The sequence below is a fragment of the Diaphorobacter sp. B2A2W2 genome (assembly GCF_056730635.1).
The window spans coordinates 1-26900 of record NZ_JBWZOR010000017.1; the positions used below are offsets into that span (position 1 = coordinate 1).

The 26900-nt window shown below is 67.9% G+C and carries 25 protein-coding genes and 1 tRNA gene; 4 read left to right on the forward strand and 22 right to left on the reverse strand.

The window, feature by feature from the left end:
* Nucleotides 1-386: 386 nt before the first annotated feature.
* Nucleotides 387-471 (reverse strand) — tRNA-Ser (locus AC1PPL_RS18835).
* 33 nt (nucleotides 472-504) lie between these two features.
* On the reverse strand, nucleotides 505-1833 hold the full coding sequence (serS, locus tag AC1PPL_RS18840; protein ID WP_011806545.1) for a serine--tRNA ligase: 1329 nt from the start codon (nucleotides 1831-1833) through the stop codon (nucleotides 505-507).
* A gap of 132 nt (nucleotides 1834-1965) precedes the next feature.
* On the opposite strand from serS, the gene AC1PPL_RS18845 reads away from it, so the two are divergent.
* Entirely contained in the window at nucleotides 1966-2646 is a 681-nt protein-coding gene (locus AC1PPL_RS18845) for a CBS domain-containing protein (RefSeq protein WP_287806051.1), read from the forward strand.
* Nucleotides 2647-2649: 3 nt separating this feature from the next.
* Here the strand turns inward: AC1PPL_RS18845 and AC1PPL_RS18850 are convergent, their stop codons facing one another.
* From AC1PPL_RS18850 to AC1PPL_RS18860, 3 genes are all read right to left on the reverse strand, one after another.
* On the reverse strand, nucleotides 2650-3972 hold the full coding sequence (locus AC1PPL_RS18850; protein WP_088888455.1) for a hemolysin family protein: 1323 nt from the start codon (nucleotides 3970-3972) through the stop codon (nucleotides 2650-2652).
* Nucleotides 3973-4221: 249 nt separating this feature from the next.
* The gene (gene ispH / locus AC1PPL_RS18855) at nucleotides 4222-5217 is read right to left on the reverse strand and encodes a 4-hydroxy-3-methylbut-2-enyl diphosphate reductase (protein WP_479973924.1); all 996 of its coding nucleotides are present in this window, start codon (nucleotides 5215-5217) and stop codon (nucleotides 4222-4224) included.
* 13 nt (nucleotides 5218-5230) lie between these two features.
* On the reverse strand, nucleotides 5231-5707 hold the full coding sequence (locus tag AC1PPL_RS18860) for an FKBP-type peptidyl-prolyl cis-trans isomerase (RefSeq protein ID WP_123676228.1): 477 nt from the start codon (nucleotides 5705-5707) through the stop codon (nucleotides 5231-5233).
* Nucleotides 5708-5789: 82 nt separating this feature from the next.
* Between AC1PPL_RS18860 and radC the strand changes: the two genes are divergently transcribed.
* The 3 genes from radC to AC1PPL_RS18875 are packed head-to-tail and all read left to right on the forward strand — an operon-like array spanning nucleotide 5790 to nucleotide 8382.
* On the forward strand, nucleotides 5790-6506 hold the full coding sequence (gene radC / locus AC1PPL_RS18865; RefSeq protein ID WP_479973925.1) for a RadC family protein: 717 nt from the start codon (nucleotides 5790-5792) through the stop codon (nucleotides 6504-6506).
* Complete coding sequence (locus tag AC1PPL_RS18870; protein ID WP_479973926.1) at nucleotides 6503-7717, forward strand: esterase-like activity of phytase family protein; 1215 nt, start codon at nucleotides 6503-6505, stop codon at nucleotides 7715-7717. Before radC ends, AC1PPL_RS18870 begins: the two co-directional genes overlap by 4 nt.
* On the forward strand, nucleotides 7714-8382 hold the full coding sequence (locus tag AC1PPL_RS18875) for a Smr/MutS family protein (RefSeq protein ID WP_479973927.1): 669 nt from the start codon (nucleotides 7714-7716) through the stop codon (nucleotides 8380-8382). Before AC1PPL_RS18870 ends, AC1PPL_RS18875 begins: the two co-directional genes overlap by 4 nt.
* A gap of 133 nt (nucleotides 8383-8515) precedes the next feature.
* On the opposite strand, the gene AC1PPL_RS18880 is transcribed toward AC1PPL_RS18875, so the two are convergent.
* The 17 genes from AC1PPL_RS18880 to AC1PPL_RS18960 form a co-directional block, all read right to left on the reverse strand.
* On the reverse strand, nucleotides 8516-10597 hold the full coding sequence (locus AC1PPL_RS18880) for a bifunctional 2',3'-cyclic-nucleotide 2'-phosphodiesterase/3'-nucleotidase (RefSeq protein ID WP_287924241.1): 2082 nt from the start codon (nucleotides 10595-10597) through the stop codon (nucleotides 8516-8518).
* Between the two features lie 138 nt (nucleotides 10598-10735).
* Nucleotides 10736-11161, reverse strand: a complete 426-nt coding sequence (locus AC1PPL_RS18885) for a group II truncated hemoglobin (RefSeq protein WP_123676225.1) — start codon at nucleotides 11159-11161, stop codon at nucleotides 10736-10738.
* A 42-nt stretch (nucleotides 11162-11203) separates the two neighbouring features.
* Nucleotides 11204-11590: a TraR/DksA family transcriptional regulator gene (locus AC1PPL_RS18890; RefSeq protein ID WP_088888450.1), complete on the reverse strand. Its 387-nt coding sequence runs from the start codon at nucleotides 11588-11590 to the stop codon at nucleotides 11204-11206.
* Nucleotides 11591-11633: 43 nt separating this feature from the next.
* Nucleotides 11634-13205 carry a bifunctional aminoglycoside phosphotransferase/ATP-binding protein gene (locus AC1PPL_RS18895; RefSeq protein ID WP_479973928.1) on the reverse strand — a complete coding sequence of 524 codons (1572 nt, stop codon included), beginning with the start codon at nucleotides 13203-13205 and terminating at the stop codon, nucleotides 11634-11636.
* 45 nt (nucleotides 13206-13250) lie between these two features.
* Complete coding sequence (locus AC1PPL_RS18900; protein ID WP_015914103.1) at nucleotides 13251-13478, reverse strand: hypothetical protein; 228 nt, start codon at nucleotides 13476-13478, stop codon at nucleotides 13251-13253.
* A 9-nt stretch (nucleotides 13479-13487) separates the two neighbouring features.
* Nucleotides 13488-16061: an ABC transporter permease gene (locus tag AC1PPL_RS18905; RefSeq protein WP_479973929.1), complete on the reverse strand. Its 2574-nt coding sequence runs from the start codon at nucleotides 16059-16061 to the stop codon at nucleotides 13488-13490.
* A gap of 72 nt (nucleotides 16062-16133) precedes the next feature.
* Nucleotides 16134-17024: a formate dehydrogenase accessory sulfurtransferase FdhD gene (locus AC1PPL_RS18910; protein ID WP_479973930.1), complete on the reverse strand. Its 891-nt coding sequence runs from the start codon at nucleotides 17022-17024 to the stop codon at nucleotides 16134-16136.
* 116 nt (nucleotides 17025-17140) lie between these two features.
* Nucleotides 17141-17533 (reverse strand): hypothetical protein, encoded by a 393-nt coding sequence (locus tag AC1PPL_RS18915; protein ID WP_015914106.1) that lies wholly within the window; start codon nucleotides 17531-17533, stop codon nucleotides 17141-17143.
* On the reverse strand, nucleotides 17530-18735 hold the full coding sequence (locus tag AC1PPL_RS18920; protein ID WP_088888447.1) for a formate dehydrogenase subunit gamma: 1206 nt from the start codon (nucleotides 18733-18735) through the stop codon (nucleotides 17530-17532). The genes AC1PPL_RS18915 and AC1PPL_RS18920 overlap by 4 nt, the downstream gene beginning before the upstream one ends.
* 13 nt (nucleotides 18736-18748) lie before the next feature.
* Nucleotides 18749-18982 (reverse strand): lipoprotein, encoded by a 234-nt coding sequence (locus AC1PPL_RS18925; protein ID WP_047349804.1) that lies wholly within the window; start codon nucleotides 18980-18982, stop codon nucleotides 18749-18751.
* A complete protein-coding gene (gene fdh3B, locus AC1PPL_RS18930; RefSeq protein ID WP_011806563.1) occupies nucleotides 18979-19599 on the reverse strand; it encodes a formate dehydrogenase FDH3 subunit beta in 621 nt (206 codons plus the stop codon). Before fdh3B ends, AC1PPL_RS18925 begins: the two co-directional genes overlap by 4 nt.
* A gap of 10 nt (nucleotides 19600-19609) precedes the next feature.
* A complete protein-coding gene (locus tag AC1PPL_RS18935; protein WP_015914108.1) occupies nucleotides 19610-22579 on the reverse strand; it encodes a formate dehydrogenase subunit alpha in 2970 nt (989 codons plus the stop codon).
* A gap of 21 nt (nucleotides 22580-22600) precedes the next feature.
* Nucleotides 22601-22813 (reverse strand): formate dehydrogenase, encoded by a 213-nt coding sequence (locus AC1PPL_RS18940; RefSeq protein WP_015914109.1) that lies wholly within the window; start codon nucleotides 22811-22813, stop codon nucleotides 22601-22603.
* Nucleotides 22814-22986: 173 nt separating this feature from the next.
* Entirely contained in the window at nucleotides 22987-23625 is a 639-nt protein-coding gene (locus tag AC1PPL_RS18945; protein ID WP_123676222.1) for a TorD/DmsD family molecular chaperone, read from the reverse strand.
* Nucleotides 23622-25685, reverse strand: coding sequence for a 4Fe-4S dicluster domain-containing protein (locus tag AC1PPL_RS18950; protein ID WP_479973931.1), 2064 nt, complete (start codon nucleotides 25683-25685; stop codon nucleotides 23622-23624). The genes AC1PPL_RS18945 and AC1PPL_RS18950 overlap by 4 nt, the downstream gene beginning before the upstream one ends.
* Complete coding sequence (locus tag AC1PPL_RS18955) at nucleotides 25645-26319, reverse strand: DUF3306 domain-containing protein (protein ID WP_123676277.1); 675 nt, start codon at nucleotides 26317-26319, stop codon at nucleotides 25645-25647. Before AC1PPL_RS18955 ends, AC1PPL_RS18950 begins: the two co-directional genes overlap by 41 nt.
* Nucleotides 26312-26893: a DUF3305 domain-containing protein gene (locus tag AC1PPL_RS18960; protein WP_123676220.1), complete on the reverse strand. Its 582-nt coding sequence runs from the start codon at nucleotides 26891-26893 to the stop codon at nucleotides 26312-26314. Before AC1PPL_RS18960 ends, AC1PPL_RS18955 begins: the two co-directional genes overlap by 8 nt.
* Nucleotides 26894-26900: the final 7 nt, after the last annotated feature.

A 26900-nucleotide genomic window follows, 5' to 3' on the forward strand; every position in this document is an offset into this window, starting at 1 on the left:
TGCCGCAAGAAATATCTGAGCTGTTCGCGTTCCAAAGGAGGAAGTCATCCCCACCTCCGCAGTCTGATGTCACGCACCGCATAGCGGCCCGTCCGGCACCTCTCCCCCTCGCGCTACCCCTCACTCGTCCGGCCAACGGTGGATGGGACGTTGCCGCTCGGTTGACGGCGCTGCCCCTTGGCTCGAAGCCAATGTAGCGATACCGCCCAATGCCTCAAACACTCTCACATTGCCGTCATGCAGCGTGTGTACGCGGCAAGCTGGAAATGAAAAATACCAAACCAACTGCTAGCCGCACCGCGACTCGCTCGCCGCTGCGATAGATAAAGCGGAATGTAGAAATGCAAAACGGGCCACTCGGGCCCGTCTGATATGAATACTCGCAGTGGAGGGTGGGATCCGAACCCACGGTGGTGTTGCCACTACGCCTGATTTCGAATTAGGTACAGTCGACCACACTACCACCTCTCCTGTGTGTCGAGCCCGCGATTCAAGCAGGAAATTTCAGACCGATAGCGTGGCTTGACCGCCCATGTAGGGGCGCAGCACCTCAGGAATGGTCACGCTGCCGTCCTCGTTCTGGTAGTTCTCCAGCACCGCCACCAGCGTGCGGCCCACGGCCAGGCCAGACCCGTTGAGGGTGTGCACCAGCTCGTTCTTGCCCTGCGCGTTCTTGAAGCGCGCCTGCAGGCGGCGGGCCTGGAAGGCTTCGCAGTTGCTCACCGAACTGATCTCACGGTAGGTGTTCTGGGCGGGTAGCCACACTTCCAGGTCGTAGGTCTTGGCGGCGCCAAAGCCCATGTCGCCCGTACACAGGCTCATCACGCGGTAGGGCAGGCCCAGCTTCTGCAGCACAGCCTCAGCATGGCGGGTCATTTCCTCCAGCGCCTCGTAGCTCTTGTCGGGATGCACGATCTGCACCATCTCGACCTTGTCGAACTGGTGCTGGCGGATCATGCCGCGCGTGTCCCGGCCGTAGCTGCCGGCTTCCGACCGAAAGCAGGGCGTATGGGCCGTGAGCTTGAGCGGCAGCTGGGCCTCGGCCAAGACTTCGTCGCGCACGAAGTTGGTCAGGGGCACCTCGCTCGTGGGGATGAGGTACAGCTGCGCGTTGTCGGGTACGGGCTCGGCATCCTGACCGCCCTTCTGGGCCGCGAAGAGGTCGCCCTCGAACTTGGGCAATTGGCCCGTGCCCTTGAGCGAGTCCGCATTGACGACGTAGGGCACGTAGCACTCGGTGTAGCCGTGCTCCTGGGTCTGCACGTCCAGCATGAACTGCGCAAGGGCCCGGTGCAGGCGCGCGATGCCCCCCTTCATCACCGTGAAGCGCGATCCCGAGAGCTTCACGCCCATGTCGAAGTCCAGGCCCAGCGGCTCGCCCAGGTCCACATGGTCCTTGGGGGTGAAGCCCAGGCTGCGCGGCTGTTGGCCATCGGGGCTCCAGCGGCGCACCTCCACGTTGGCGCTCTCGTCCGACCCCACGGGCACGCTCTCGTGCGGCAGATTCGGGACGGCGGCCAGCATCGTCTGCAGTTCGCCCTGGATCTGATCCAACCGGGTGGCAGAACCGTCCAGTTCCGCCTTGATCGCGGCCACCTGGGCTTTCGCAGCCTCGGCGGCGTCCTTCTCACCCTTGCCCATGAGCATGCCGATCTGCTTGGACAGCTGGTTGCGCTGCGACTGCAACTCCTCGGTGCGCATCTGGATGGTCTTGCGCTCGGACTCGAGGGCCTGGAACGCCTCCACATTCAGGAAGGCCTGGGGCTTCTTGCGGGTTTCCAGCCGTGCGACGGCCGATGCGAGGTCTTTGCGAAGGAGGAGGATGTCTAGCATAGGCGGCGATTTTAGTGGCGCAGCCCAGCATGCTAAGAGCGTACTGGGGCGAAAGCCGCGGCGTTTCGCGCCGATAACATGGCAATGCACCACCAATGCGGGTGCATTGGCCAGGGGTCAGGAGGCAAAGCCATGTTTTTCGTGTTCGGCCCTTCGGGGCAAATCTACCGGGGTGGACCGGACAAGCTGGCGCAGGTGGCGCCGGTGCGGCGCGTGCACCGCCCCCAAGCACTGCGCACACGCGCCCTGGACAGCGACACGGCACCTGTTGCGACCGCAGCACCTCCCGCCACGGCGCAGACGGCGACGCCCAAGCCCCTGCGCCTGCTGGAGGCCGTATCGGCCTATGTGCAGACCGAGCAGGGGCCCGTCCAACCGCGTCAGCCGTTGTCGCGCGTGGGCGACGTGATGACCACGGGCGCGCTCACGGTGGCCCCCGATCAGCGCGTGAACGATGCGTGGCAGACGCTGGCCGAGCACGAAATCGCACAGGCCCCCGTAGTGAATGATCAGGGCCAAGTGGTGGGCCTGCTGCTGCGCGCTGACATGGCGCCCCTGGAACTGCTGCCCGAGCCCGGCGCGGTCAAGCAGGCCATTGAGCTCGCGCGCCGGCCGGTCTCCGAAGTGATGGTGAGTCCCGTGCCCACGGTGGCTGCGGACACGGAACTGCGCCGCGTGGCGGGCGTGCTGCTGGACACCGGCCTGCCCGGCCTGCCGGTGACGGATGAGCGTGGGTTGCTCGCGGGTTTCATCTCGCGCACCGACATCCTGCGCGCGGTGGCGGCGGACCCGCCACTGGACCTGTGGAGTTGAGCCTCAGTCGCCGCTCGCGGGATCGGCGCTGGCCTCCTCATCGGGCAGGCGGGAGGCCAGCACCTTGTCGATGGTCTTGCCGTCCATGTCCACCACCTCGAAGCGCCAGCGTTCCCACTGCACCGTGTCGGTGACCTTGGGCAGCTTGCCGGTGAGCAGCATGACCATGCCGCTGAGCGTGTGGTAACGGCCGCGGTCCTCTTCGGGCACGGTGGCCAACTGCAGCCGGTCCTTGAGCTCGGGCACGGGGATGTGGCCGTCCAGTAGCCAACTGCCGTCCTCGCGCTCCATGGCCCAGGAGGTTTCGGGGTCGCGCGGCTGAAACTCGCCCGTGATGGCCTCGATGATGTCCTGCACGGTCACGATGCCCTGCACCTCGCCGTATTCGTCGATGACGAATGCCATTTGCACGTCGGACTGCCGGAAGTTGTCCAGCAGTTCCATGGCATTGATGGTCTCGGGCACGTACAGCGCCGTCTGCAGCGGCTGGGTCGTCAGGTCGCGCGCCTGGGCATCGCGCACCGTGCGCGACAGCCACTGGCGCGCGTTGAGCACGCCCAGGATGTTCTCCATGCCGCCGCGCACCACCGGAAAGCGCGCATGGTCGGACTCCTCGATGCGCCGCAGGTTCTCCTCGAAAGGCTCCTCCACATCCAGGAACACCACGTCCGCGCGCGGCACCATCAGCGAGCCGATCTGCCGGTCGTCCAGGCGGAACACGTTGCGCACCATCTGGTGCTCGTGCGACTCGATCACGCCGGCACTCGTGCCCTCAGCCAGCACGGCGTGGATTTCGTCCTCCGTCACGGCACTGGCGGAATACTCCTTCACCCCCAGGGCGCGCAGCAGCCCCTCGGTGGAGATCGACAGCAGGCGCACGAAAGGCTTGGTGGCGAGCGCCAGCCAGTTGATGGGGCGCGCCACGACGCGCGCCAGCGTCTCGGGGTAGCTCTGGCCCAGCCGCTTGGGCACCAGCTCGCCCACGACGATCGAGAAGTAGGTGATCAGCACCACCACCAGGCCCGTGGCCAGGTAGCCGGCCAGTTGCGGCTCCACCCCCAGGCCCAGCAGCCACTCGCCCAGCGGCTTGGCCAGGGCCGACTCGCCCACGATGCCGTTGAGCACGCCGATCGAGGTGATGCCGATCTGGATGGTGGAGAGAAAGCGCGTGGGGTTCTCACCCAGCTTGGCCGCTGCGATCGCCCCGCTATCGCCCTCATCGATCAGCTTCTGCAGGCGCGTCTTACGCGCGGAGACCAGAGCCAGCTCGGACATGGCGAACACGCCATTGAGCAGGATGAGGGCGAACAGTATTGCTATTTCCATATGCAGGGGGCCCAGCGTGCCCCCACGGTGTGAAGAAGCGGAAATTGTAAAGAGGCCTACATTCTGCGGGGGATTGGCCATCCGGCGCCACATGCCCCACCCACGCGCAGGCATTGCAATACAGATGTCAAATATGCCATTAGCGCTTATCCATCAAGCGCGAGCAGCTATCAATAATGAAGCAAAGCTGTCGCAGACAGGGTTCGTGCAGCCCCGCGACGCCCGGCTTTAGCGGGCGAGAAAGTGCGTTCAGTGTCCGCCCGGGCCGGTTTCGGGCGGGCGCTCGGTGATCTCCAGGCCCGTTGCGGTGTCCAGCTTCAGGCCCTTGGGCAGCGGGAATTTCACGGTTTCCTCGATGCCGTCCAGCTTGCGCACGGCCACCGCGCCCAGTTCCTTGATGCGCGTGATCACGGCCTGCACCAGCACCTCGGGTGCCGACGCACCGGCCGTGAGGCCCACGCGGGAGATGCCGTCAAACCACTCGTGGCGCAGCTCGTCCACGCTGTCGATCATGTAGGCCGGCGTACCCAGGCGCGCTGCCAGCTCGCGCAGGCGGTTGCTGTTGGAGCTGGTGGGGCTGCCCACCACGACCACCAGGTCCACCTGCGGGCTGAGCAGCTTCACCGCGTCCTGGCGGTTCTGCGTGGCGTAGCAGATGTCCTGCTGCTTGGGCTCGCGGATCGACGGAAAGCGCTCGCGCACGGCGGCGGTGATCTCGGCCGCGTCGTCCACGCTGAGCGTGGTCTGCGTGACCACGGCCAGCTTCTCGGTCTGCGCGGGCTGCACACGGGCCACGTCGGCCACGTCTTCCACCAGGTGGATGCCATGGTCCAGCTGGCCCATGGTGCCCTCGACCTCGGGGTGCCCCTTGTGGCCGATCATGATGAACTCGTAGCCTTCCTTGGCCAGCTTGGCTACTTCGACGTGCACCTTGGTCACCAGCGGACAGGTGGCGTCGAAGATGGTGAAACCCCGCGCGCGCGCCTCGTCCTGAACAGCGCGGCTCACGCCGTGGGCCGAGAAGATCAGCGTGGCGCCGGGCGGCACCTCGTCCAGGTCCTCGATGAAGATCGCGCCCTTGGCCTTCAGGTCGTTCACCACGTAGGTGTTGTGCACGATCTCGTGACGCACGTAGATGGGCGCGCCGAACTTGGCGATGGCGCGCTCGACGATCTCGATGGCCCGGTCCACCCCCGCGCAAAAGCCGCGCGGCTCGGCCAGAACGATTTCCTGGGGTTTTTGCATGGCGGCGTCCCGTTCAGAGCACGCCGATGAGCAGCACTTCGAAGGTGACGGGCACGCCCGCCAGCGGGTGGTTGAAGTCAAAGCGCACGGCGCCGTCTTCGCGCACCTCCAGCACCACGCCGGCGTACTGGCCCGTGCCGTCGGGCGTGGGGAACTGCACCACGTCGCCCACGGTGTATTCCTCGTGGGGGTCGCCCAGCTCGTTCAGCAGCTTCTTGGCCACCCACTGCTGCATGTCGGGGTTGCGCTCGCCGAAAGCCTCGCCCGCGGCCAGCTCGAACGTGGCGCGCGCGCCCTCGGGCAGGTCGATCAGGCGCTGCTCCAGCGCGGGCGAAAGCTCGCCCGTGCCGACCGACAGCGTGGCGGGCTTGTCCTCGAAGGTATTGATCACGTCACCCGCCGGGCCGGCCAGGCGGTAGTGCAGCGTGAGGAACGAGCCCTGTTGCACAGTGGGCACGGTGGACGAGGATGCGAAGGCGTCTGCGGTCATGAAAGCTCTCGATAAACTGCCGGCATTGTAGAAAACCGGGCAAGCCCCCACGGCCGTATGCCGGGGCGGCGCCCACCGCGCCATGCCCCTCAAAGACCTGCCGCTGGATGCCCAGCCCCGCGAAAAGCTGCTCGCACGCGGCCCCGCCGCGCTGTCCGACGCCGAGCTGCTGGCCATCCTGCTGCGCACGGGCCTGGCGGGCAAGGGCGTGCTGCAGCTGGCCCAGGAGCTGCTGGATGATCCCGTGCGCGATCCCGCCACGGGCCGCAGCGCCGGCGGCGGCTTTGGCGGCATTGCCGGGCTGCTGCACGCCAGCAGCCAGGACCTGCAGCGCATCAAGGGCCTGGGCCCCGCCAAGCGCGCCGAGCTGATGGCCGTGCTGGAACTCGCCCGCCGCGCCATGGCCCAGCAGCTGCGCGAGCGCGAGGTGTTCGACTCGCCGCAGGCCGTCCAGCACTACCTGCAGCTGCACCTGGCGGGGCGCACGCACGAGGTGTTCGCCGTGCTGTTCCTGGACAGCGGCAACCGCCTGATCGCCATGGAAGAGCTGTTCCGGGGCACGCTCACGCAGACCTCGGTCTACCCTCGTGAAGTGGTGCTGCGCGCCCTGCACCACCATGCCGCCGCCGTGGTGCTGGCGCACAACCACCCCAGCGGCAGAGTGCAGCCCAGCCGCGCCGACGAGGCGCTGACCCAGACCTTGAAGGCCGCGCTGGCGCTGGTGGACGTGCGCGTGCTCGACCATGTGATCGTGGCGCCAGGCGCGGCCCTGTCCATGGCCGAGCAAGGGCTGGTGTGAGCGCACCGGGGCGCGCGCGGCGCGTACTGGCCCAGGCGCTGCTGCTGGCCATGGCGGGTTGCGCCCCGCTGGCCACACGCCTGCCGCCCCCGCAGCCGCCGGCCCAGGCCCCGCTGCTGCGGCTCATCGGCACCGCCACCGTGCCGCCGCTCACCCGCTATGGCGGCACCACGGTGGGCGGCCTCTCCGGCATCGACTACAACGCTGCGCAAGACACCTACCTGCTCATCAGCGACGACCGCTCCAGCCATGACCCGGCGCGCATCTACACCGCCCGGCTGCGCTACGACGCCACCGCCCTCGCCCCGCCCGAATTCACCGGCGTGCATACGCTTCTGCATGCTGGCGGCCGGCCCTACGCGCCGTGGCTGAGGGCGCACCCCGGCGTGGACGTGCCCGACGCAGAGGCCGTGCGCTGGCTGCCCGGCGGCGCGCAGTTCGTGTGGACCAGCGAGGGCGACTTCAGCCGCGGCTTCGGCCCGCAACTGCGCGTAAGCCGCGCCGACGGCGCGGCCGTGCGCGATGTCGCCCTGCCCGCCCGCTTCACGCCCCAGGCCGGCAGCGGACCGCGCAGCAACGGCACGCTGGAGGGCCTGGCCCTGGCGCCCGATGGCCGCACCGCGTGGCTGTCCATGGAACTGCCCTGGCGCCAGGACGGCCCCCCGGCCACGCCCGCATCGGGCGGTGCACCAGTGCGCATCACGGCCATCGACCTGGTCAGCGGCCAAGCGCTGCGCCAGATCGCCTACCAGCCCGACGCCGTGCCCCAGGCCCGCCGCCTGCCCTGGGGACCGCAAATGAACGGCGTGAGCGAGATCCTGGCCGATGGTGCGCACCACCTGCTGGTGCTGGAGCGCGCCTACAGCGCCGGCGCCGGCTTTGCCGCGCGGCTGTACCGCATCGACACGCGCGCGGGCAGCGACACGCTGGCGCTGGATGCGCTCACCCCCGCCAACCACCACAGCCCCCCCAAGACCCTGGTGGCCGACTTCGCCGCCCTGGGCCTGGATGTGGACAACCTGGAAGGCATGACCTGGGGCCCGTCCCTGCCCGGCGGTGGCGCAGGCGGCAGCACGGCGGGCAGCTGCGTGCTGGTCTTCGTGAGCGACGACAACTTCAACCCCGCGCAGGTCACGCAGTTCATTGCCGCCGAATACCTGGACCCCCAGGGCGGGCATGGACGATGCGGTACAACCGCCCCCAGCCCATGAACGCCGCCCTCACCGCCCGTTCCTTCGCCGACCTCAAGCCCCTGCGCCGCGCGCTGCAGGAGGCCGCGCAGCAGCGGGCCGAGCGCGAGCGCCTGCACCGCGAGGCCGAGCGGCGCGCCCGCGCCGAGCGCCACCTGTTCGCCGACGCGGTGGGCCCCGTGCGGCCGCTCAAGCGGGGACAGGAGCGGCGCTGGTCCACGCCCGAGCCGCCCGAGCCGCTGCCCGTGCAGCGCGCGCTGGACGAAGAGCGCGTGCTGCGCGAGTCGCTGAGCGACGAGTTCGACGTGACCACGCTGCTGGATGTGGACGACCAGCTCAGCTTTCGCCGCCCGGGCATCGGGCTGGACGTGACGCGCAAGCTGCGCGGAGGGCATTGGAGCATCCAGCGCCAGTTGGACCTGCACGGCCTGCGCACCGACGAGGCGCGCGAGGCGCTGGGCGATTTCATCCGCCTGGCGCACCGCACGGGCCTGCGCTGCGTGCGCGTGGTGCATGGCAAGGGGTTGGGGTCGCCGGGCCGCACACCGGTGCTCAAGGGCCGGGTGCAGCGCTGGCTGGTGCAAAAGAAAGAGGTACTGGCCTTCGTGCAGGCGCGGCCGCTGGACGGCGGCGCAGGCGCGCTGGTGGTGCTGCTGCAGCCCGGGCGGCGCAGGCCGGGCGGCTGACGACCAGCACTTCAAGCCAAAACAGTCTTCAGCGCTTATCCATCAAGCGCCAGCAGCTATTGTTTTAGAAGCAAAAGGCCCACGGGGGCGTGCACCACCGTGGGCCAGCCCCCGTGCGGGGGACGCGCAGCGCTTACTTGGACAGGTCGATCTTGTACTTGGCCATGCCCTTGCCCGAGCCGTCATCGGCCGCGAGCAGCGACACACCGGCCAGCCCCGCGGCCTGGGCCACGGGCAGCGCGTCCGCACCGGAGCTGAACACCACGTCGCCCGCGGTCGTCACCTGGGTGAAGCGCCAGCTCTTGGCCGCGCCGTTGGCTACGCGCGTGACCTGCGGGTTCTTGCGCACGTACTCGATGACCACATCGCGGTTGGCATCCGGCGAGGCCCAGATGGTGGCCGAGCCGTCCAGCTTCGGGATGAAGCTCTTGCCGCTGGTGGCGCGGTAGTTGTTGGTGGCGATCACGAACTCCTGCGCCGGGTCGATGGGCTGGCCCTTGTAGGTCAGGCCCTTGATGCGGCTGCCCACGGGCTGCGTCACGTCGATCTCGTACTGCACGTCCGCAGTGGTGAACATGTCGAAGTTGTAGCCAGGGAAGGTGCTGATGAGCGCCTGCTCGCCGGCCTTGGCGGGGTCGATCTGGTTGAAGCGCTTGGCGGCGGCCTCCAGCCAGTCCTTGATGTCGGCGCCGTTCACCTTCACTGCGTAAACGGTGTTGGGGTACAGGTACAGGTCGGCCGCGTTGTAGATGGCCAGCGGGCCGGCCGCGACGTCGGTGAAGTCCTTGCCGCCCTGGAAGCCCGACTTGAACGGCGCGCTCACCGACAGCACGGGCAGCTGCGCGTACTGCGGCAGGTTGGCCTGGATGTAGGCCGCCACGTAGGCCTGCTGCGCCTGGTTCACGATCTGGATCGCGCCGGGGTCGCCCACGTCGGCAAACAGCGTGCTCATGCGGAAGTCGGTGTTGCCGATCGGCGTCTTCACGTAGTTGATGGCGGCCTGGTGCTGGCTCTCGATCAGCGGTGCCACGGCGGGGTCGGCGGCCACGAATACGTTGGCGCCTGCGGCGTCCTTGGTCTGGATGTTGCGCAGCTCGCTCTTGCTGGCGGCCTTGTCCACGCTCCAGGCCTTGCCGTCCCACTTCAGCGCAAGCTGGATCACGCCCAGCGACTTGCCCCAGGAGCTGGCCATCACAGCAGGCACGCCATTGATGGTGCCGGCCTTGTTGTCCACGCCAGCCTGCGTGAAGGCGGGCTTGGCCGACAGGTCCGGGAACACGCTGTGCTGGTGGCCCATGACCATGGCGTCGATGCCCGGCACCTTGGACAGGTGCAGGCCCGGGTTCTCCATGGTGGGCGAGTAGCTGCTGGCGTCCAGGCCGCCGTGCAGCAGCGCGACGACCAGCTGGGCACCCTTGGCACGCAGCTCGGGCACGTACTTCTGCGCGGCCTCCACGGCGCCTTCGGTGTAGACCTTGCCCTCCAGGAAGCGCTTGTCCCAGTTCATGATGCCCGGCGTGGTGAAACCGATCACACCGATCTTGATGGGCAGCTGGACCTCCTTGCCGTCGCTGGACTTGGCCACCAGCGTGCGCTCCAGCACTGTGTAGGGCTGCACCAGGGGCTTCTTGGTCTTGCTGCTGTACACGTTGGCCAGCACGGCGGGATAGCCGTTGCCCGCACATTTCTTGGTGGCGTCCACGCCGTCCACCTCCAGGCCGCCGCCCAGCACCTGGTTCAGGAACGGCAGGCCATAGTTGAACTCATGGTTGCCCAGCGTGCCCGCGTCAAATCCCAGCGCGCCCATGGCCTTGTACATGGACAGCTGCTGCGTGCAGGGGATGGGGCTGACCGTGGCCTCGTAGTCGGCCAGAGCCGTGCCCTGGATGGTGTCGCCGTTGTCCACCAGCAGGGTGTTGGCGAACTCCTTGCGCGCGGCGCGCACCAGCGTGGCCGTGCGCTCGAAGCCGTAGGTCTTGTCCTCAGCCAGCTTGAAGTAGTCGAAGCTGCGCACGTTGAAGTGCAGATCGGTGGTTTCCAGCACGGCCAGCGTGGCCGTGGCGGGCGTGGCGGCGGAGCTGTCGCCATCATCGTCGTTGCCGCCGCAGGCTGCCAGCAGCGCGGCACAGGCCAGCGCGCCCAGCGCATGGCGACGGGGGAAAACAAAGGCAAGGCGCGCGGCAAATGGCTGGCCGCGCAAGAAAGTGTCCTGCATGGAAGACCCTGGTGGTGGATAAAACGCCAGAGTCTGTAGGGCGGGTTTGACAGGCATGTGACGCCGCGGGTCCACATGTCGCATCCGTCTTCACCGCGCTTGCTACAAGCGCCAATAGCTATTGAATCAATAGCTATTTCAACCGCCGCGGTTGCGCATCCAGTCGGCCGTGCCCATGAAGCTCTCGTTCAGGCGCGCGCGCAGGTCGTCGGACACGCCCACTTCCCCCATAGCCTGGTCCATGCAGGCGACCCACTGGTCCCGCTCCAGGATGCCGATGGAAAACGGCATGTGGCGCGCGCGCAAACGCGGGTGGCCGAAGCGGCTCTGGTAGTGGTCGGGCCCGCCCAGCCAACCGCAGAGGAACCAGAACAGCTTGTCGCGCGCGTCATCCAGCGTAGTGCCGTGGCTGGCACGCAGCTCGGCGTAGCCGGGCTCCAGGTCCATGAGGTCGTAGAAACGGTCCACCAGTTGGCGGATGCGCGGCTCACCGCCGATCCGCTCGAACGGTGTGGCAGGCGTGGGGGCGGACGGCGCGGAATCAGGTGCTGACATACGCGCCATTGTAGAAAGCGGGCCGGCGCCGGCGCCGCTTCCTCAGGGCTGTCAACGCTCGCCGCGCGCCTCGGCCTTGGACTGGCAGGCAATGCAGCGCGCCGCCGCGGGCTGGGCCAGCAGGCGGGCCACGCCCACGGGCTGGCCGCAGTCGGTGCACTCGCCATAGCTGCCGTCGGCCAGGCGTGCCAGGGCCGCGCGCACCGCCACCAGCTCGTCGTGGTCGCGCGTGGCCTCGGCGTCGCGCACGGTGGCTTGCGCCATGCGGTCGGCCTGGTCCTTGCGGTCGTCCAGCCGCTCGGCATCGGCGCGGTTGGTGGCCACGGCCAGCGTGTCGCGCTGGGCCTCGCCCAGTTCGGCCAGCAATTGCTGCTTGCGCTGCTCCAGCACACCGCGCAGCTGTTCGCGTTGGGAATCGGAGAGAGGGGTGGTGTTCATGGTTTCAGCATGCCACTGGCGATACGGGACATGTTGACACACATCAAGCACCACCCTCCGCGCCACGGCCCGCCGCCTGCCAACGGCCGCACAGCGCCACCGCATCCCATGCCCGGTCGGTGGCCACGTCCAGCACCTGTGCCTGCTCGTCGGGCGCCAGTGGCTCGGCGCTGTCCTGCTGGCGCGCGAGCACGGCCAGGCTAGCCTCCGACGGGTCGGTGCCGGCCGCGCTGCGGCGCAGCACGCGCTCGCGCAGTTGCTGTGGGTCCGCATGGCAATGCAGGATGGTGAACGGAACGTCCAATTCGCTTGCCAGCGCGCGAAAGGCGTCGCGCTCGCGCCGGTGCAGGAAGGCCGCGTCCACGATCACCGGGTAGCCTGCCTGCAGCACGGCGCGGGCCTGCTGGCGCAGGTGCGCGAAGGTGCGCCGCGAGGCCTCGGAGGTATAGATGTCCACACCCCGCGCGGCGGAGCTGTCCAGCGCCGCCAGGCCATACAGGCGCTTGCGCTCTACATCCGAGCGCAGGCGCACGGCACCTTGCTCCAGCAGCGCGGCGGCGAGGGTGGACTTGCCAGACCCCGACAGTCCGTAGGTGATCAGCAGGCGGGGGGCCAGCGGCGCGGCCAGGCGTTCGGCGCAAGCCAGATAGTCCGGCCCCGATGTCCCCGCCAGACCCTGCGCGGCACGCAGGCGCGCGGCCATGGCCCGCACCAGCGCGCGGTAGATCTCGTAGGGGCGCAGCACGGCCAGGCCGGCATAGTCGCCCGTCACCGCCAGGTAGCCGTCCAGGAAGCGCCAGGCCAGGTCCGACCGGCCATGGGCATGCAGGTCCATGCTGAAGAAACCCGCGTCGGCCAGCGTGTCGATCCAGCGCAGCGGCGGGCTGAACTCGATGCAGTCGAAGGCGGTGAGCGCACCCGCCAGCAGCACCACGTTGCCCAGGTGCAGGTCCCCATGGCCTTCGCGCACATGGCCCGTGGCGTGGCGCACGGCCCAGCACTGGGCCAGCGTGGGCTGGCGCGCGCTGAACCACGTGCGCAGCGCCGCCAGCCGCGCGCGCTCGGCTTCGCCGAGCAGCGGCGCCAGCGTGTCCAGCACGCCGGTGATGGCCTGCTCCACCTGCACGGCCGTGCCCCAGCCGCCATCCGGCGGCGCCACCGGCGCGCCGACGTGAAAGCGCGCGAGATGCGCGGCAAACGCGTCCACCTGCGCGGGCAGCAGCGCGCCGGCGCGCACCAGGGCGTCGGCCTCGCTGCCCTTGGGAAAGCGGCGCATGCGCAGCACCCAGTCGATAGCGTTGCCGGCTTGCTCCACGCTCCCCAGGCGCGGCGCCTTGGCGCTGCCCACCACCGGCAGTATGTCCCGGTAGAGCATGGGCGCCAGGCGCTGGTTCAGACGCAGTTCCTCGCCGCAGAAATGGCGCCGCGCCTGCAGCGTGCGGAAATCCGCAAAGGGCAGGTGCAGCGGCTTCTTGAGCTTGTAGGCATGCGTAGGGGTCAGCAGCAGATGCGACAGGTGCGTCTGCACATGCTCCACCGGCCCCCCCTCGGCCACGCCCAGGGCCCGACACAGCGCGGCAGCCAGATCGGCACTCTCGTCTGCGTCAATAAGCAAATTGGCCTCCAGCGCAATACCAGCAAGCGCTGGCAGCTATCAAAATCATTGTTGACGATGGCGCAGCGAGGCGTCCCAGGCCGGGTTGGGCAGGCCCTGGCCGGCGTACTGCTGGTTGCGCGAGTTGGAGCGCCACACGCCGCCGCCCACGCCCACCTGCGGCTGCGTGCGGTACCAGTACCAGCGCCCGTCTTCGTCCTGCGCCAGCCAATCCCAGCCCTCGGGCGCCTGCGACCAGTCGGGTTCCCAATGCGGCGTGTCGTGTTGCGGCATGGCCCCTCCTCACTCCTGCGCTGCGCTGCGCAACGTCTGTACCACGGGGCGGCGCAGCACCTCGCGCAAACCCCACCAACCCGCCGCCAGCGCCAGCAGCGCACCCGCCAGCGCACCGGCGATCGGCACCCAGAACTGGGCCGTCCAGCTGAAGTCGAACACATAGCGCGCCAGCGCCCAGCCCACGGCCACGGCCACACAACTGGCCAGGAAGCCCGCCAGCAGGCCCACGCCGGCCAGTTCGGCACGCTGCACCTGTCGCAGCAGGCTGGCACGCGCGCCCACGGCACGCATGATGGCGAATTCGCGTGCGCGCTCCTCGCGCGTGGCGGTGACGGCCGCGAACAGCACCACCAACCCAGCCGCCAGCGTGAAGGCAAACAGAAACTCCACCGCGCGGATCACCTGCGCCAGCACCCCTTGCACCTGGGCCAGCGTGGCGCTCATGTCCACGTTGGTGATGTTGGGGAAGGCATGCACCAGCGCGTTGTCAAAGCCCGGCTGCTGCGGTGCGCGGTAGGCGGCCAGGTAGGTGTAGGGCACGTCGGGCATCTGCGCCACCGGGTACATCACGAAGAAGTTGGCACGCATGGAACTCCAGTCCACCTGGCGCAGGCTGGTGATGCGCGCCTCGCTCTGCACGCCGGCGATGTCAAAGCGCAGTCGATCGCCCAGCTTGAGGCCCAGCGTCTTGGCGATACCCTCCTCCACGCTCACGGCGCCGTGCTCGTCAGGGCTCCAGCGCCCGCCCACGATGGGGTTGTGCTCCGGCGCGTCGTGGGCGTTGGAGAGGTTGAACTCACGGTCCACCAGGCGCTTGGCGCGGTCGTCCTCATAGTCGTCCATGCCCACCGGGCGGTCGTTGATGGCCACCAGCCTGCCGCGGAACATGGGGTACCAGTCGTACTGCGCCACGCCCGCCCGCTGCAGCATCTGGCGAAAGGCCTCGGCCTGGTCCGGCAGGATGTTGATCACGAAACGGTTGGGCGCCGTGGCCGGCGTGGCACGCTGCCAGCTGGCGATGAGGTCCGTGCGCAGCAGCACCAGCAGCACCAGCGCCAGCAGCCCCACCGCCAGACTGCTGACCTGCACCACGGCATAGGCGGGGCGCGCGGCGATCTGGCGCGTGGCCAGCACCAGCCAGCGCGGCGCGGTGGTCTCGCGCACACTCTTGCGCAGCAACCCCACGGCCGCCCAGGCCAGCACGGCAAACAGCAGCGCGGCTGCGGCGAAACCACCCACGGCGATCGCGCCCAGCTTCCAGTCGCGGCTGACCACCAGCAGCAGCGCTGCAAACCCCGCCACGCCCAGGCCCAGCACAGCCAGGGACGTGGGCCGCACATTCCCCAGGTCACGCCGGATCACGCGCAGCGGCGGCACCTGCGCCAGCTGCAGCACCGGCGGCAGGCCGAAGGCGCACATCAGCGTGAGGCCCACGCCCACGCCGAAGGCCACGGGCCAGAGGCTGGCCGCAGGCAGTGCCGATTCCACCAGCCCCGCGAGCAGCAACACGAACACATGGTGCACCGCAAAGCCCAGCAGCACACCCAGCGCGCTGGCGAACAGGCCGACCAAAGCGAACTCCATCACGTAGGCGCCAGCAATCGTGCGTTGGCTCTGGCCCAGCACGCGCAGCAGCGCGGCGGCGTCCAGATGCTCGTTGGCGAAGCCGCGGGCGGCCAGCGCCACGGCCACGGCCGAGAGCAACGCCGCCAGCAACGCCACGAGGTTGAGGAACTTCTGCGCGCGGTCCAGCGTCTGGCGCATCTCAGGCCTACCGCTGTCCAGCGACTCCACACGCACGCCGCGCATGCCCGGCTCGGCCGCCGCCGCACTGGCCCAGGCGGTGAAGCGCTTGACGGCGTCCGGTGTGCCGGCCACCGCAAAGCGGTAAGTGATACGGCTGGCGGGCTGTACCAGCCCGGTAGCGGGCAGATCCATCGCATTGAGCATCACGCGCGGGGCAAAGTTCATGAAGCCCGCCCCGCGGTCGGGCTCCAGCGTGATGATGCGCGTGATGCGCAGTTGCGTGTCCCCCAGCAGCAGGAAGTCGCCCAACTGGAGCGCCAACGACTCCAATAGCGGAGCGTCCACCCAGACCTCGCCCTGCGCTGGAATGCTTTGTGTGGGAATGCCGGGGCGCTGAGGGGCGTCCGCCACCTGCAGGCGGCCGCGCAACGGGTAGCCCGGCTCCACGCTCTTGAGCGCCACCAGCCGGCTGGCGCCGCCCTGCAGGTCGGGCGCGCGCCCCATGGTGGGAAAGCTCAGGGTGGTCACGCCCGTCAAACCCAGCGCCCGTGCCTGCTCCACAAACGCGACGGGCGTGGGGTTGTCGCTGGCCACCACTGCGTCGCCGCCCAGCAGTTGCAGTGCGTCGCGCGCCAGGCCACCCTGAAGCCGATCCGCGAAGAAACCCACCGAGGTGAGCGCTGCCACGGCCAGCGTCACGGCGACCATGAGCAGGCGCAACTCGCCCGCACGCAGATCACGCCAGAGCGTGCGCCAGCCCAGGCGAGCCCATGGCACAGCGATGCGGCCGGTTGGCGAGTCTTGCGAAGATGCGGAGGCGGGGGATGCGGGCATGGCGTGCATCATGCCACCGGCACTATGTGTGCCTCAGTGACCGCCATTGGCCACATAGGGCCCCTTGCGCCGCTACGCAGCGGGTACAGGCGGCGCCTGTGCCAGCTCTGGCTGCAGCACCAGCCGATCCGCCCCGCTGTAGCAGAGAAAGCGCCGATTGGTCGCACGTCCGATGGCGCACAGCCCCAGCTGGCTGGCCACGGCATGCCCCATTTGCGTCATACCGCTGCGCGACACCACGATGGGCACCCCCATCTGGGCGGATTTGATGACCATCTCGCTTGTGAGGCGACCCGTGGTGTAGAACACTTTGTCGCTGCCCTGCATGGCCTCGGCAGGCTGCTGCATCCACATCCAGCCCGCAATGGTGTCAATGGCATTGTGGCGTCCCACGTCCTCCACAAAGACGAGCATCTGCGGCCCCTGGAACAGGGCGCAGCCGTGCACCGAGCCGGCGGACTTGTAGGTGGATTCCTGAAGTCGGATGGCGTTGACGATGCCGTACAGCTCGGCCTGCGTCAGTTGCGCGGGAGGCAGGCGTATGCCGGCCACCTCGTCCATCAAGCCGCCGAACACGCTGCCCTGGCCGCAGCCGGTGGTGACGACCTTGCGCGCGGTGCGCTCTTCGATGCGTGCGATGCCGCGGCGCGTGGCGACGGCGGCGGCGTTGACCTCCCAGTCCACGGTGATGGACTCGATCTCCTTCACGGAATCCACCAACCGCTGGTTGCGCAGGTATCCCAACACCAGCAGCTCGGGGTGTGCGCCCAGCGTCATCAGCGTGACCAGCTCGCGCCGATCCACGTACACCGTGAGCGGGCGTTCGGCGGGAATGTGCAGCTCTTCGCGCTCGCCTCTTTCGTTGATGGCTTGCACCGCATGGGTGAGCGGCGCAACCGCCTGCGTGAGCCGCGGCACACTGGCATGGCGAGAGAGGGTCTGTGGTTGGGACGTTGGCGTCATGGGTGCAGCGTACACGTAACGACGCCCCGGCGCGCAGAGCGCGGCGGGGCGTGCAGGACAGAGAGGCCACGGTCTCCGGCCCACGGGCCTCCAGGCACCGCGGACTGGCGGCTCGGTCAGCTCTTGGGGGCCGACGCGGCGGCGGCCGGCACGGCCGTGTTGGGGGGGCTGGTGGCAGTGCCCGCAGGCGAGTGAGCACCCGCGGCCTCTAGCGGCTTGGCCTCCGGCGGCGTGTAGCTGAAAGGACCCGGATCAAGGCACGCGGGGGCAGAAACCGCAGGCGCGGCGTTCGGCGCGGTGCGGCGGTAGTGCGCCACCACGCGGTCTTGTGCCTGACACAGCTTATAGGCGTCCACCTTGCCGGACCATGCGGCCTTGGCGGCGGTCTCTGCCGCCTTGGCCTGTGCCTCGGGCGACAGGGGCGGCAGCTTGGCGGCTGCCACGCCGGCCAACGACGCCAGCGCCAGACCCGCTGTGCAGCGGCGCACGAGAGTTGCTGCAAAAATCATGAGGTTCCTCCTACGGCGGGGTGGGAAGGCGTGGTTTGCGCGGCGGTAGCCGCACCACTGCGCTGTGCGGGAATCTTGCCGCTGCGGACATCGTCGGCCCACAGCTCATGGTGCTCGCGCGCCCAGGCCTCGCTCACGTAACCGGTCTTCATGGCCTTGTAGGCCCCGCGCATGCCGATCGTGCCCATGTAGATGTGACCCAGCAGCAGCGCCATCATCCAGAGGGCCAGCGTGGCGTGCACCATGTGGGCGATCTGCATCTCTCCGCGCAGCAGGCCCCAGCCGGGGATCAACTTGTCGAGCACCAGGCCCGATAGCACAACAAACACGCCGGGAATAGTGATGCCCCACCAGAACATGCCCTTCTCGCCTGCGTTGAAGCGGTGCGATGGCACTTCCTTGTTGGTGAACATGCCACCTGCCTTGGACAGCCAGACGAAGTCCGCGCGGTTGGCGATGTTGTCCTTGATGAAAGTGATGATGATCACCGTGAGAGACACGGCGAACAGCGGGCCCATGAAGTTGTGCACGTTCTTCGCCGCGTACGCCAACCAGCCGAAGAGCTGTGCACCCAGCACGGGCAGCAGGAAGAACTTGCCGAACGCCATCAGGATGCCCGTGATGGCCAGCGTGACGAAGGCGATCGCATTGGACCAGTGCGCCGCGCGCTCGAAGGGCGTAAAGCGCTCGATCCGGCGACCGCCAGCCTCGGCATCCGCGTGGCCCAGGGTGCCCTTGGTCACGAAGAAGATGGCCAGCGCCAGCACGGTGATGCCCAGCAAGGCCGCGCCGTAGGGAATGATCCAGTTATTGCGCACCTCGCGCCACGCCTGGCCTGCCGTGGTGTAGCGCGAGCCGGGGTATTGCGCGAACGGCTGGATCAGGTTGCCGGCCTCAGGGGCCTGGCTCGCCGGCAGGCTGCTGTAGCCCGTCACCCCATCTCGCACCTGCCGCCACATGGGCGCGTTGTTGCCCGGCTGAACCTTGGCACGCTCACCGTTGGTCTGCTGGGCGTAGCCCGGCTCCTCACTGGCATCGGGCTTCACGTCGAAGATGTTCTGGCTTTTGACGGCACCTACCGCCGCCGGCACAGGGGCAGCGTCTGCCGCAGCGGGCGCTGCCGCGTCGCTGGCGGGCGCCGCCGGGGCCTGCGCCCACGCGGCACCGCTGGCAAGCAGCAATGCACACAAGAGGTGTTTCATGGCAGACCTCGCATCACCGCACGCGGTTGTATTCGTTTTGGCCGTACTGCATGCGGGTCTTGAGCTTTTGCTCCCAGCTGCCCGCATCGCCCGCCTTCCAGTCGGGAGAAGTGAAGTTGCTGCCCGTGCCCGCGTAGGGCGGTGCGTCGTACTTCACACCGCCGCCGGTCTGCGGTTTCTCGCCGCAGGCCGTCAGGGCCACGGCTGCGCCCAGGGCGCCCAGAACATGCCATGCACGCGTCTTCATGACTTTGCTCCCGCCGGCGGCTGGCCGGCCTGCTTGGAACCATAGGCCGTGCCCCAGCCCCAGACCTCGGCGCCCTTGCCGCGCTGGACCACGCGGGTGCGGAAGATGTCGGCGACCACGTCGCCGTCACCGGCCAGCAGCGCCTTGGTGGAGCACATTTCGGCACAGGCGGGCAGCTTGCCCTCGGCCAGACGGTTGCGTCCGTACTTCTCGAACTCGGCCTGGCTGCCGTGCTCCTCGGGACCACCGGCACAGAAGGTGCACTTGTCCATCTTGCCGCGCACACCAAAAGTGCCCTGCGAGGGGAACTGCGGCGCACCGAACGGGCAGGCGTAGCTGCAATAGCCGCAGCCAATGCATACGTCCTTGTCATGCAGCACCACACCCTCTTCCGTGCGGTAGAAGCAGTTGACGGGGCAGACGGCCATGCAAGGGGCATCGCTGCAGTGCATGCAGGCCACCGAGATGGACTTCTCGCCGGGCACGCCGTCGTTGAGCGTGACCACGCGGCGGCGGTTCACGCCCCAGGGCACCTCGTGCTCGTTCTTGCACGCCGTCACGCAGCTGTTGCACTCGATGCAACGCTCCGCGTCGCAAATGAATTTCATCCGTGCCATCGCTGCCTCCTTATGCGCGTTCCACGTTGCAGATCGTGGTCTTGGTTTCTTGCATCATGGTCACGCTGTCGTAGCCATAGGTGGTGGCGGTGTTGACCGCCTCGCCGCGCACCACGGGGGCCGCACCCTTGGGGTAATAGGCCAGCATGTCCTGGCCCTGCCAGCGGCCCGAGAAGTGGAAGGGCATCCAGCAGGTATCCGGCGCCACGCGCTCGGTCACCAGCGCCTGCACATTCAGGCGCGCGCCCGTGGGGGTGCTGAGCCAAACGCGCTCACCGTTGCGGATGCCGCGATCGGCCGCCGTCTTGGGGTTGATCTCGACGAACGACTCTTGCTGCAGCTCGGCCAGCCAGGGGTTGGAGCGGGTTTCCTCGCCACCGCCTTCGTATTCGACCAGACGGCCGGACGAAAGGATCAGCGGATATTTCTCGTACACCTTGTCGGCCACGTTCTTCTGCTGCAGGCTCTTGTAGAGCGTGGGCAGCCGCCAGAACGCGTTCTTGTCATCGTGCGTGGGGTACTTGGCCACGAGATCCGGACGCGTGCCGTAGATGGGCTCGCGGTGCTGCGGAATGGGGTCTGGAAAGTTCCAGACCACCGCGCGCGCCTTGGCGTTGCCGAACGGGTGGCAGCCGTGCACCTTCATCGCCACGCGGATGATGCCGCCCGAGGGGTCGGTCTTCCAGTTCTTGCCCTCGGCCGCCTTCTGCTCCGCCTCGGTGAGGTCGGCCCACCAGCCCAGCTTCTTGAGCAGCACATGGTCGAATTCGGGGTAGCCGGTGGTGAGATCGGCGCCCACCGAGTGCGAGCCATCTTCGGCCAGCAGGTTGACGCCGTCGCGTTCCACGCCGAAGTTGGCGCGGAAGTTGCCGCCGCCATCCATCACATGCTTGCTGGTGTCGTACAGGTTGGGCGAGCCCGGGTGCTTCATCTCGGGCGTGCCAAAGCACGGCCAGGGCAGGCCAAAGTAGTCGCCCGTAAAGTCGTAGCCGGTTTCCTTGTCCTTGCCGCCCTTGGCCTTGAGCGTCTTCACGTCGAACATGTGCATGTTCTTCATGTGCGCCTTCAGGCGCTCCGGACTCTGGCCGGTGTAGCCAATGGTCCAGACACAGCGGTTGATCTCACGCAGGATGTCCTCGGGCACGGGTTCGTCCATGCCCTTGACCTTCTGCATCTGGTAGTTCTTGACCAGTTCCTTGTCGAAGCCGAGCTTCTGCGCGAACTGGTACATGATCATGTGGTCGCTGCGGCTCTCCCAGAGCGGCTCGATGACCTTTTCGCGCCACTGCAGCGAGCGGTTGGATGCCGTGGCCGAACCACTGGTTTCAAACTGGGTGCAGGCCGGCAGCAGGTACACGGCCCGGTTGGGATTCAGATCCTCTGGCTTGCCGGGCATGGCCGCCATGGCCGCCGTGGCCGACGGATAGGGATCAACCACCACCAGCAGGTCCAGCTTGTCCATCGCGCGCTTCATCTCCAGGCCGCGCGTCTGCGAGTTGGGCGCATGACCCCAGTAGAAGACACCGCGCAGGTTGGAATCCTGGTCGATGAGCTCGTTCTTCTCCAACACGCCGTCGATCCAGCGCGAGACGGTGATGCCGTTCTTGCTCATCATGGCGGGCGATGCGTAGCGGCCCTTGATCCACTCGAAGTCGACCCCCCAGGCGTTGGCGAAGTGCTTCCACGAGCCTTCGGCCAGGCCGTAGTAGCCGGGCAGTGAATCGGGGTTGGGGCCGACGTCCGTCGCGCCCTGCACGTTGTCGTGGCCACGGAAGATGTTGGCCCCGCCGCCGCTCTTGCCGACGTTGCCGAGCGCCAGTTGCACGATGCACGAGGCACGCACCATGGCGTTGCCGATACTGTGCTGCGTCTGGCCCATGCACCACACCAATGTGGCCGGGCTGTTCTTGGCCATCATCTCGGCCACTTTGTACATCTGCGCCTCGCCCACGCCACAGGCCTCCTCGACCTTGTCGGGCGTCCACTTGGCGAGCACCTCCTCGCGCACCTTGTCCATTCCGTAGACGCGGTCGTTGATGTACTTCTTGTCTTCCCAGCCGTTCTTGAAGATGTGGTACAGCAGGCCGAACAGGAACGGAATGTCCGTGCCGGAGCGAATGCGCACGTATTCGTCAGCCTTGGCGGCCGTGCGGGTGAAGCGCGGGTCCACCACGATCATCTTGCAGCCGTTTTCCTTGGCATGCAGCATGTGCAGCATGCTCACCGGGTGGGCCTCGGCGGCATTCGAGCCGATGTACAACGCGCACTTGCTGTTCTGCATGTCGTTGTACGAGTTTGTCATCGCACCGTACCCCCAGGTATTGGCCACGCCCGCGACCGTGGTCGAGTGGCAGATGCGCGCCTGGTGATCGCAGTTGTTGGAGCCCCAGAAGCTCACAAACTTGCGCAGCAGATAGGATTGCTCGTTGCTGTGCTTGGACGAACCGATGAAGTACACGCTGTCGGGGCCGCTGGCCTCGCGCAGTTCCTTCATGCGGGCGGTGATTTCGTTGAGGGCGGTATCCCAGCTGATGCGCTCGTACTTGCCGTTGACCAGCTTCATCGGATAGCGCAGGCGGTACTCGCCGTGGCCATGTTCGCGCACCGAAGCGCCCTTGGCGCAATGAGCGCCCAGGTTGATGGGTGAATCAAACACTGGCTCCTGGCGCACCCAGACACCGTTTTCCACCACGGCGTCCACAGCGCAGCCCACCGAGCAGTGCGTGCACACGGTGCGACGCACCTCGACCTTGGTATCGCCGATGGCGACCTTGGCACCCTCGGCTGCCTGGGATTTGCGCACCAGCGTTAGCTGCGAAGCGGCAATGCCCACCCCCACCCCCAGGCCCGAGCGGCGCAGGAACGCGCGGCGGTCCATGGTGGGCAGCGCCTGCGAGAGTCCGCGCCGCAGGCTGTGCACGAAAGGGGAAGAGGCCTGTGCACCTTGCGGCGCATGGGAAGATTTTTTAGTCAGCAACATGGCGAACCCCGCTGTGCCGCATCAGATGCGGGTGGTGTTGTAGTAGTGGCGGACATGGTCCGACTCGTGGTAGCCGCCGCCCCGCTCGGGGGTAGGGCGCGGGGCCTGTTCCACCACAGCCTGCGGGGTGGTCACCATGCGCGGAAGCACGGCCACGGAAGCAGCTGCGGCACCGACGGTGGCAGCACCTGCAAAGAAACGACGACGGGAAGGGGTGGGCTGGCGGTCCTGCATTTTTGTCTCCAGGAATGCTGGCAAGAAAACGGAAAAATCGCGGCGTATGAAGCCGCATTCATACAGTCTATGACATTGGTCACAATGCGGCAACGTCACCCGAGGACCGGGCTCGCCTTTGGCGATGGGCGTGCTGCACCGTTGTACGTTCCGCGCTAGGTGCGGCGCCGCGCTTACTCGAGCATGTCGAAGCCCTGCGACTCCACAGCCACGAAGGCACGCGTGAACCGCGCCAGGACGGCGTAAAAGCGCGCCCGCGGCTGCTGCTCCAGCACATCACACAACTGCAGCACCCAGGGCTGGATATGCGCGGCAAAGAAGGTGCGCTGCGACTCCAGGTGGCACACGCCCCCATCGTCACCAGCGATCAGGTAGCGCATCACCTCGCACAGGTAGGCGATGTGGTCCTCGGTATCGGGCATGTCCTCCCGGGCGGCCAGGCCCAGCCGCTGCAGGTCGGTGCGCAGCCGCGCCAGGGGCTTTTCGTTCAGGAAGCCGCTCAGGTAGTGCGAGCCGTACAGGAATACCTCGGGCTTGCCCACGCCGCCAAAGAGCGCGTCGTACTCGTCGGCCACCGCGCCGTCCGTCAGCTCGCGCGCCACGGCCACGAGCTGCTGCCAAGGCTCCTGCAAAAAGGCGCCGCTGGCGGGCGCCTCGGTCACGGCGACGCGCAACGCATCCAGCAGCGCCGGATCGGGCGAGGCGTAGTACAGCTGGGCCAACAGGCCGTACAACTCTGCGCGCGCGGTTTCCTCATCCAGCGCGGAGGTGGTGGCCGGGGCGGTGAGGTGGGCTGTGGTGGGACTGCTCACAGGTCGGTCACTTTCGCTTCGTTCTGGGCGGAGTACAGGTCAATCACGCGGCAGTCACCGCACATCTTGAGGCGTTCCAGCGCCTCGCCCTGGAACATCGGGTGGTCGGCCAGCCTGCCCAGCATGGCCTCGATGGCCTGCAGCGTGCCGAAAGGCTTGCCGCAGCGGATGCAGCCATAGGGCTGGGTCTCGTTCAGCACGCGCGGCTGGCCGCGCTCCGGCGTGAGCAGCATGCGCGGCTGCAGCGTGATGGCATTCTCGGGGCAAGTGCGCTCGCACAGGCCGCATTGCACGCAATTCTGCTCAGTGAAGCGCAGTTGCGGTGCCTGCGGATTGTCCTGCAGCGCGCCGGCGGGGCAGGCGCTCACGCAGCTCAGGCACAGGGTGCAGCGGTCCTTGTCCACGACCACCGTACCCCACGGAGATGGCCCCTTGGGTAGCGCAATAGCCTCGGGCAACTCGCGCGCGGGGGCATTGGTCACCAGATGATCCAGCGCCAGCTCCAGCGTGGCGCGCTTGTCATTGGTCGGCGTGAAGCGGGCGGCCTGCGCCGGTACGCTGCCGCACGCGCCGCCGATCGCGCGCAGCCCCGCATCCAGATCGGTCACGGAGCGCGCATGCACGCAATGCAGATGCGTGCCCGTATAGCCCAGGCCGTGCAACAACGCCTGCGCCACCGCCATCTGCGACTGCAGGCCTTCCACGTACTGCGGTGCCTCGTCTCCCGTGAACAGCACCGCCACCTGTGTCGCCCCCTGCGCGATAGCGCTGAGCCACAGATCGATACCGACACTGGCTGTATGCCACAGCGCCACGGGGATCATGTGCGCGGGCACGCCCTGGGCCACGCCCAACTGGGCCGCGCGTCCCAGTTCATGCACGAGCTGCTGCCCGCTCTCCTGGCTGTGCAGCAGCAGGCTGGGCTGTCGGCCGCCGGCCTGGGCGTAAGTGGACAGCAGGGTACGGATGCGCGTGCCCATGTCCTGCGCGGACGGGTAGGCATAGCCCATGGCGCCCGTGGGACAGACCGTGGTGCAGGCGCCGCAGCCCACGCACAGGTGTGGATTGACCACCACCTGCTGGCGCACGGGGTCGCTGCTGATGGCCTCGGCCGAGCAAATGTCCACGCAGGCATTGCAGCCCACCCCACGGTTGCGGCTGTGGGCGCAGAGCTTCTGGCGGTAGCTGAAAAACTTGGGCTTCTCGAATTCACCCACCAGGTCGCGCAGGCGCAGCAGCGCCTGCAGGTCCTGCCCGTCCCAGCGGAAGTACCCCTGCGGCAGCGCGTGCTGCAAAAAGGTGGGCCCGGCGCCGGCAGGGCGCAGGTCCAGCACCAGATCAAAGTCCTGCGACTGCACCTCGGCCTCGCGCTCGAAGCGGATGGCACCCGCCACCGCGCAGGCCTTCACGCAATCGCGGTGGCCGGTACAGGCCGTCATGTCAATCTGGTAATCGAGCCCGATGGCGTTCTCGGGGCAGGCGGTCACGCAGGCATTGCAGCGCGTGCACAGGTCCAGGTCGATGGGGTTGTCCGCCGTCCATTGCAGCGCAAATCGCCCCAGCCAACCCTTGAGTGACACAACGCGCCCGCCCAGGACGGGAAAGCGCCGCTCCTGCCGGCCACCGGCATCACCGGGGCCTTGCGCGAACAGCGTCACGTCCAGCACGTCGGCCAGCAGCGTGGCCGCACGCTCGGCGGCATCCAGCGCGCCGATGATCAAGAGGCGGCCACCACTGCGAAAGCTCACGGTGGGCACAGGCTCGGGCTCTGGCAGATGGGCCGCCGCCAGCAACGCAGCGATCTTGGGGCCGGCCTGGCGCGCATCGTGGCTCCAGCCGCCGGTCTCGCGAATGTTGACGAAGCGCAGGGGCGAAGTGGCCCCTTCGGTCTGCTCGGCCAGTTCGGTGAACAGGCGTTGTTCCTGGGTGCAGGCGACAAGTACCGTCTCGCCGCTGCGCACGGCCTGCTGGAAGGCGCCGGCCTCGCGGCGGCACAGGGTGGAGTGGAGCGTCAGCTCCTCATGCAGAGCCGTTCCCAGTGCCCTGGGGTCCAGAGGCATGGTCCGGTTGCAATCGCATATCAGCGTCTTGGGCATCGGGTAGGTGGCTGGCGGGCGCGGTCTGCTGCGGTGCAGCATCCGGCGCCTGCGGGCTAGGAATGGCGTTGCATACGCCGGACTGTGCCACATCGAGATCGCCCGCGGCCTGCTGCGGCTCGATCACCCCAGCACCCTGGCTGGCCTTTGCCGCGCTGGCGCGCTCCTGCGGCGCGTCCTCCTGCACCAGCCCCAGCACTTTGGCGCTGGCGAGCTGACGCAGCGTGCTCAGCGGCAGCGGCGTGGGCTGGGTGTAGTCGTCGATATAGACATCCAGCCCATCCATCACATTGAAGTGCGGGTCGCTGAACAGCTTCTTCATGGCGGCGTTGCGAACCTCCGGCGCCACGCCGCGCGTCACGAAGCTGGAGAAGTCGGACTCTGGCGTGAGCGCCTGCACGTCCTGCAGCGTGGGCAACGGCCGCGCTGCGGCTGCCGGTTGCGCTGCTGGCTGTGCGGCAGGCTGCTGCACAGGTGCTTCGCGGTGTAGCGGCAGAACGGGCGCCGCAGCAACCTCCACCTCGGTCTGGGAAGCGGTTTCGGGGTCTCGCGCCTCCTGCTTGCGTCGCGACCAGCGGCCCAGGAAGCCCTCAGCCATGACCGCCCTCGCCTTCTGCCGGTGCGCCACCGCCACCGCCGCCTCCGCGCGTCTTGCCCGTGGAGATGGAAGCGGGGTTGCCGAACCGGTCGGTCAGTGGGCGGAAGCTCTCAGGCCGGCGGCGGCGCTTGGGCTCGGGCTGGTAGTGCTCCGTCACGAAGGCCTGAAGCCATTCGCGCACCGGGTCGGGCGCGGGCACTTGGTCCACGTTTTCCTGCGCATCCAGCCATCGGCCCGCATCGTGGTAGCTCAGGCTCACATCGACCGGGCGCGCCAGCTGGTGCCCGTCCGCGCCAGGCTCCTCGTCCATGCGCCAGTGCACGAACCAACAGGGCTCGGGCGCGCTCAGATTGAGGTGGTAGCCCTCGACATCGTCGCGGAACAGCTCCACGGCGAAGCCGGGGAACAGCCAGTGCTCCTCGGCCTCGCTCTGGCGCAACAGGCGGGGCGTGGTGCCAAACACGTCTTCATGCGGCACGACCTCGCCCAGGGACCAGCGCCAGGGCTGCCAGCGGTTGTTCAGATGCTCGCGGCGCATGACCACAGCAACGGAGATAAAGGGGCGGGAGGACATGCGCGCC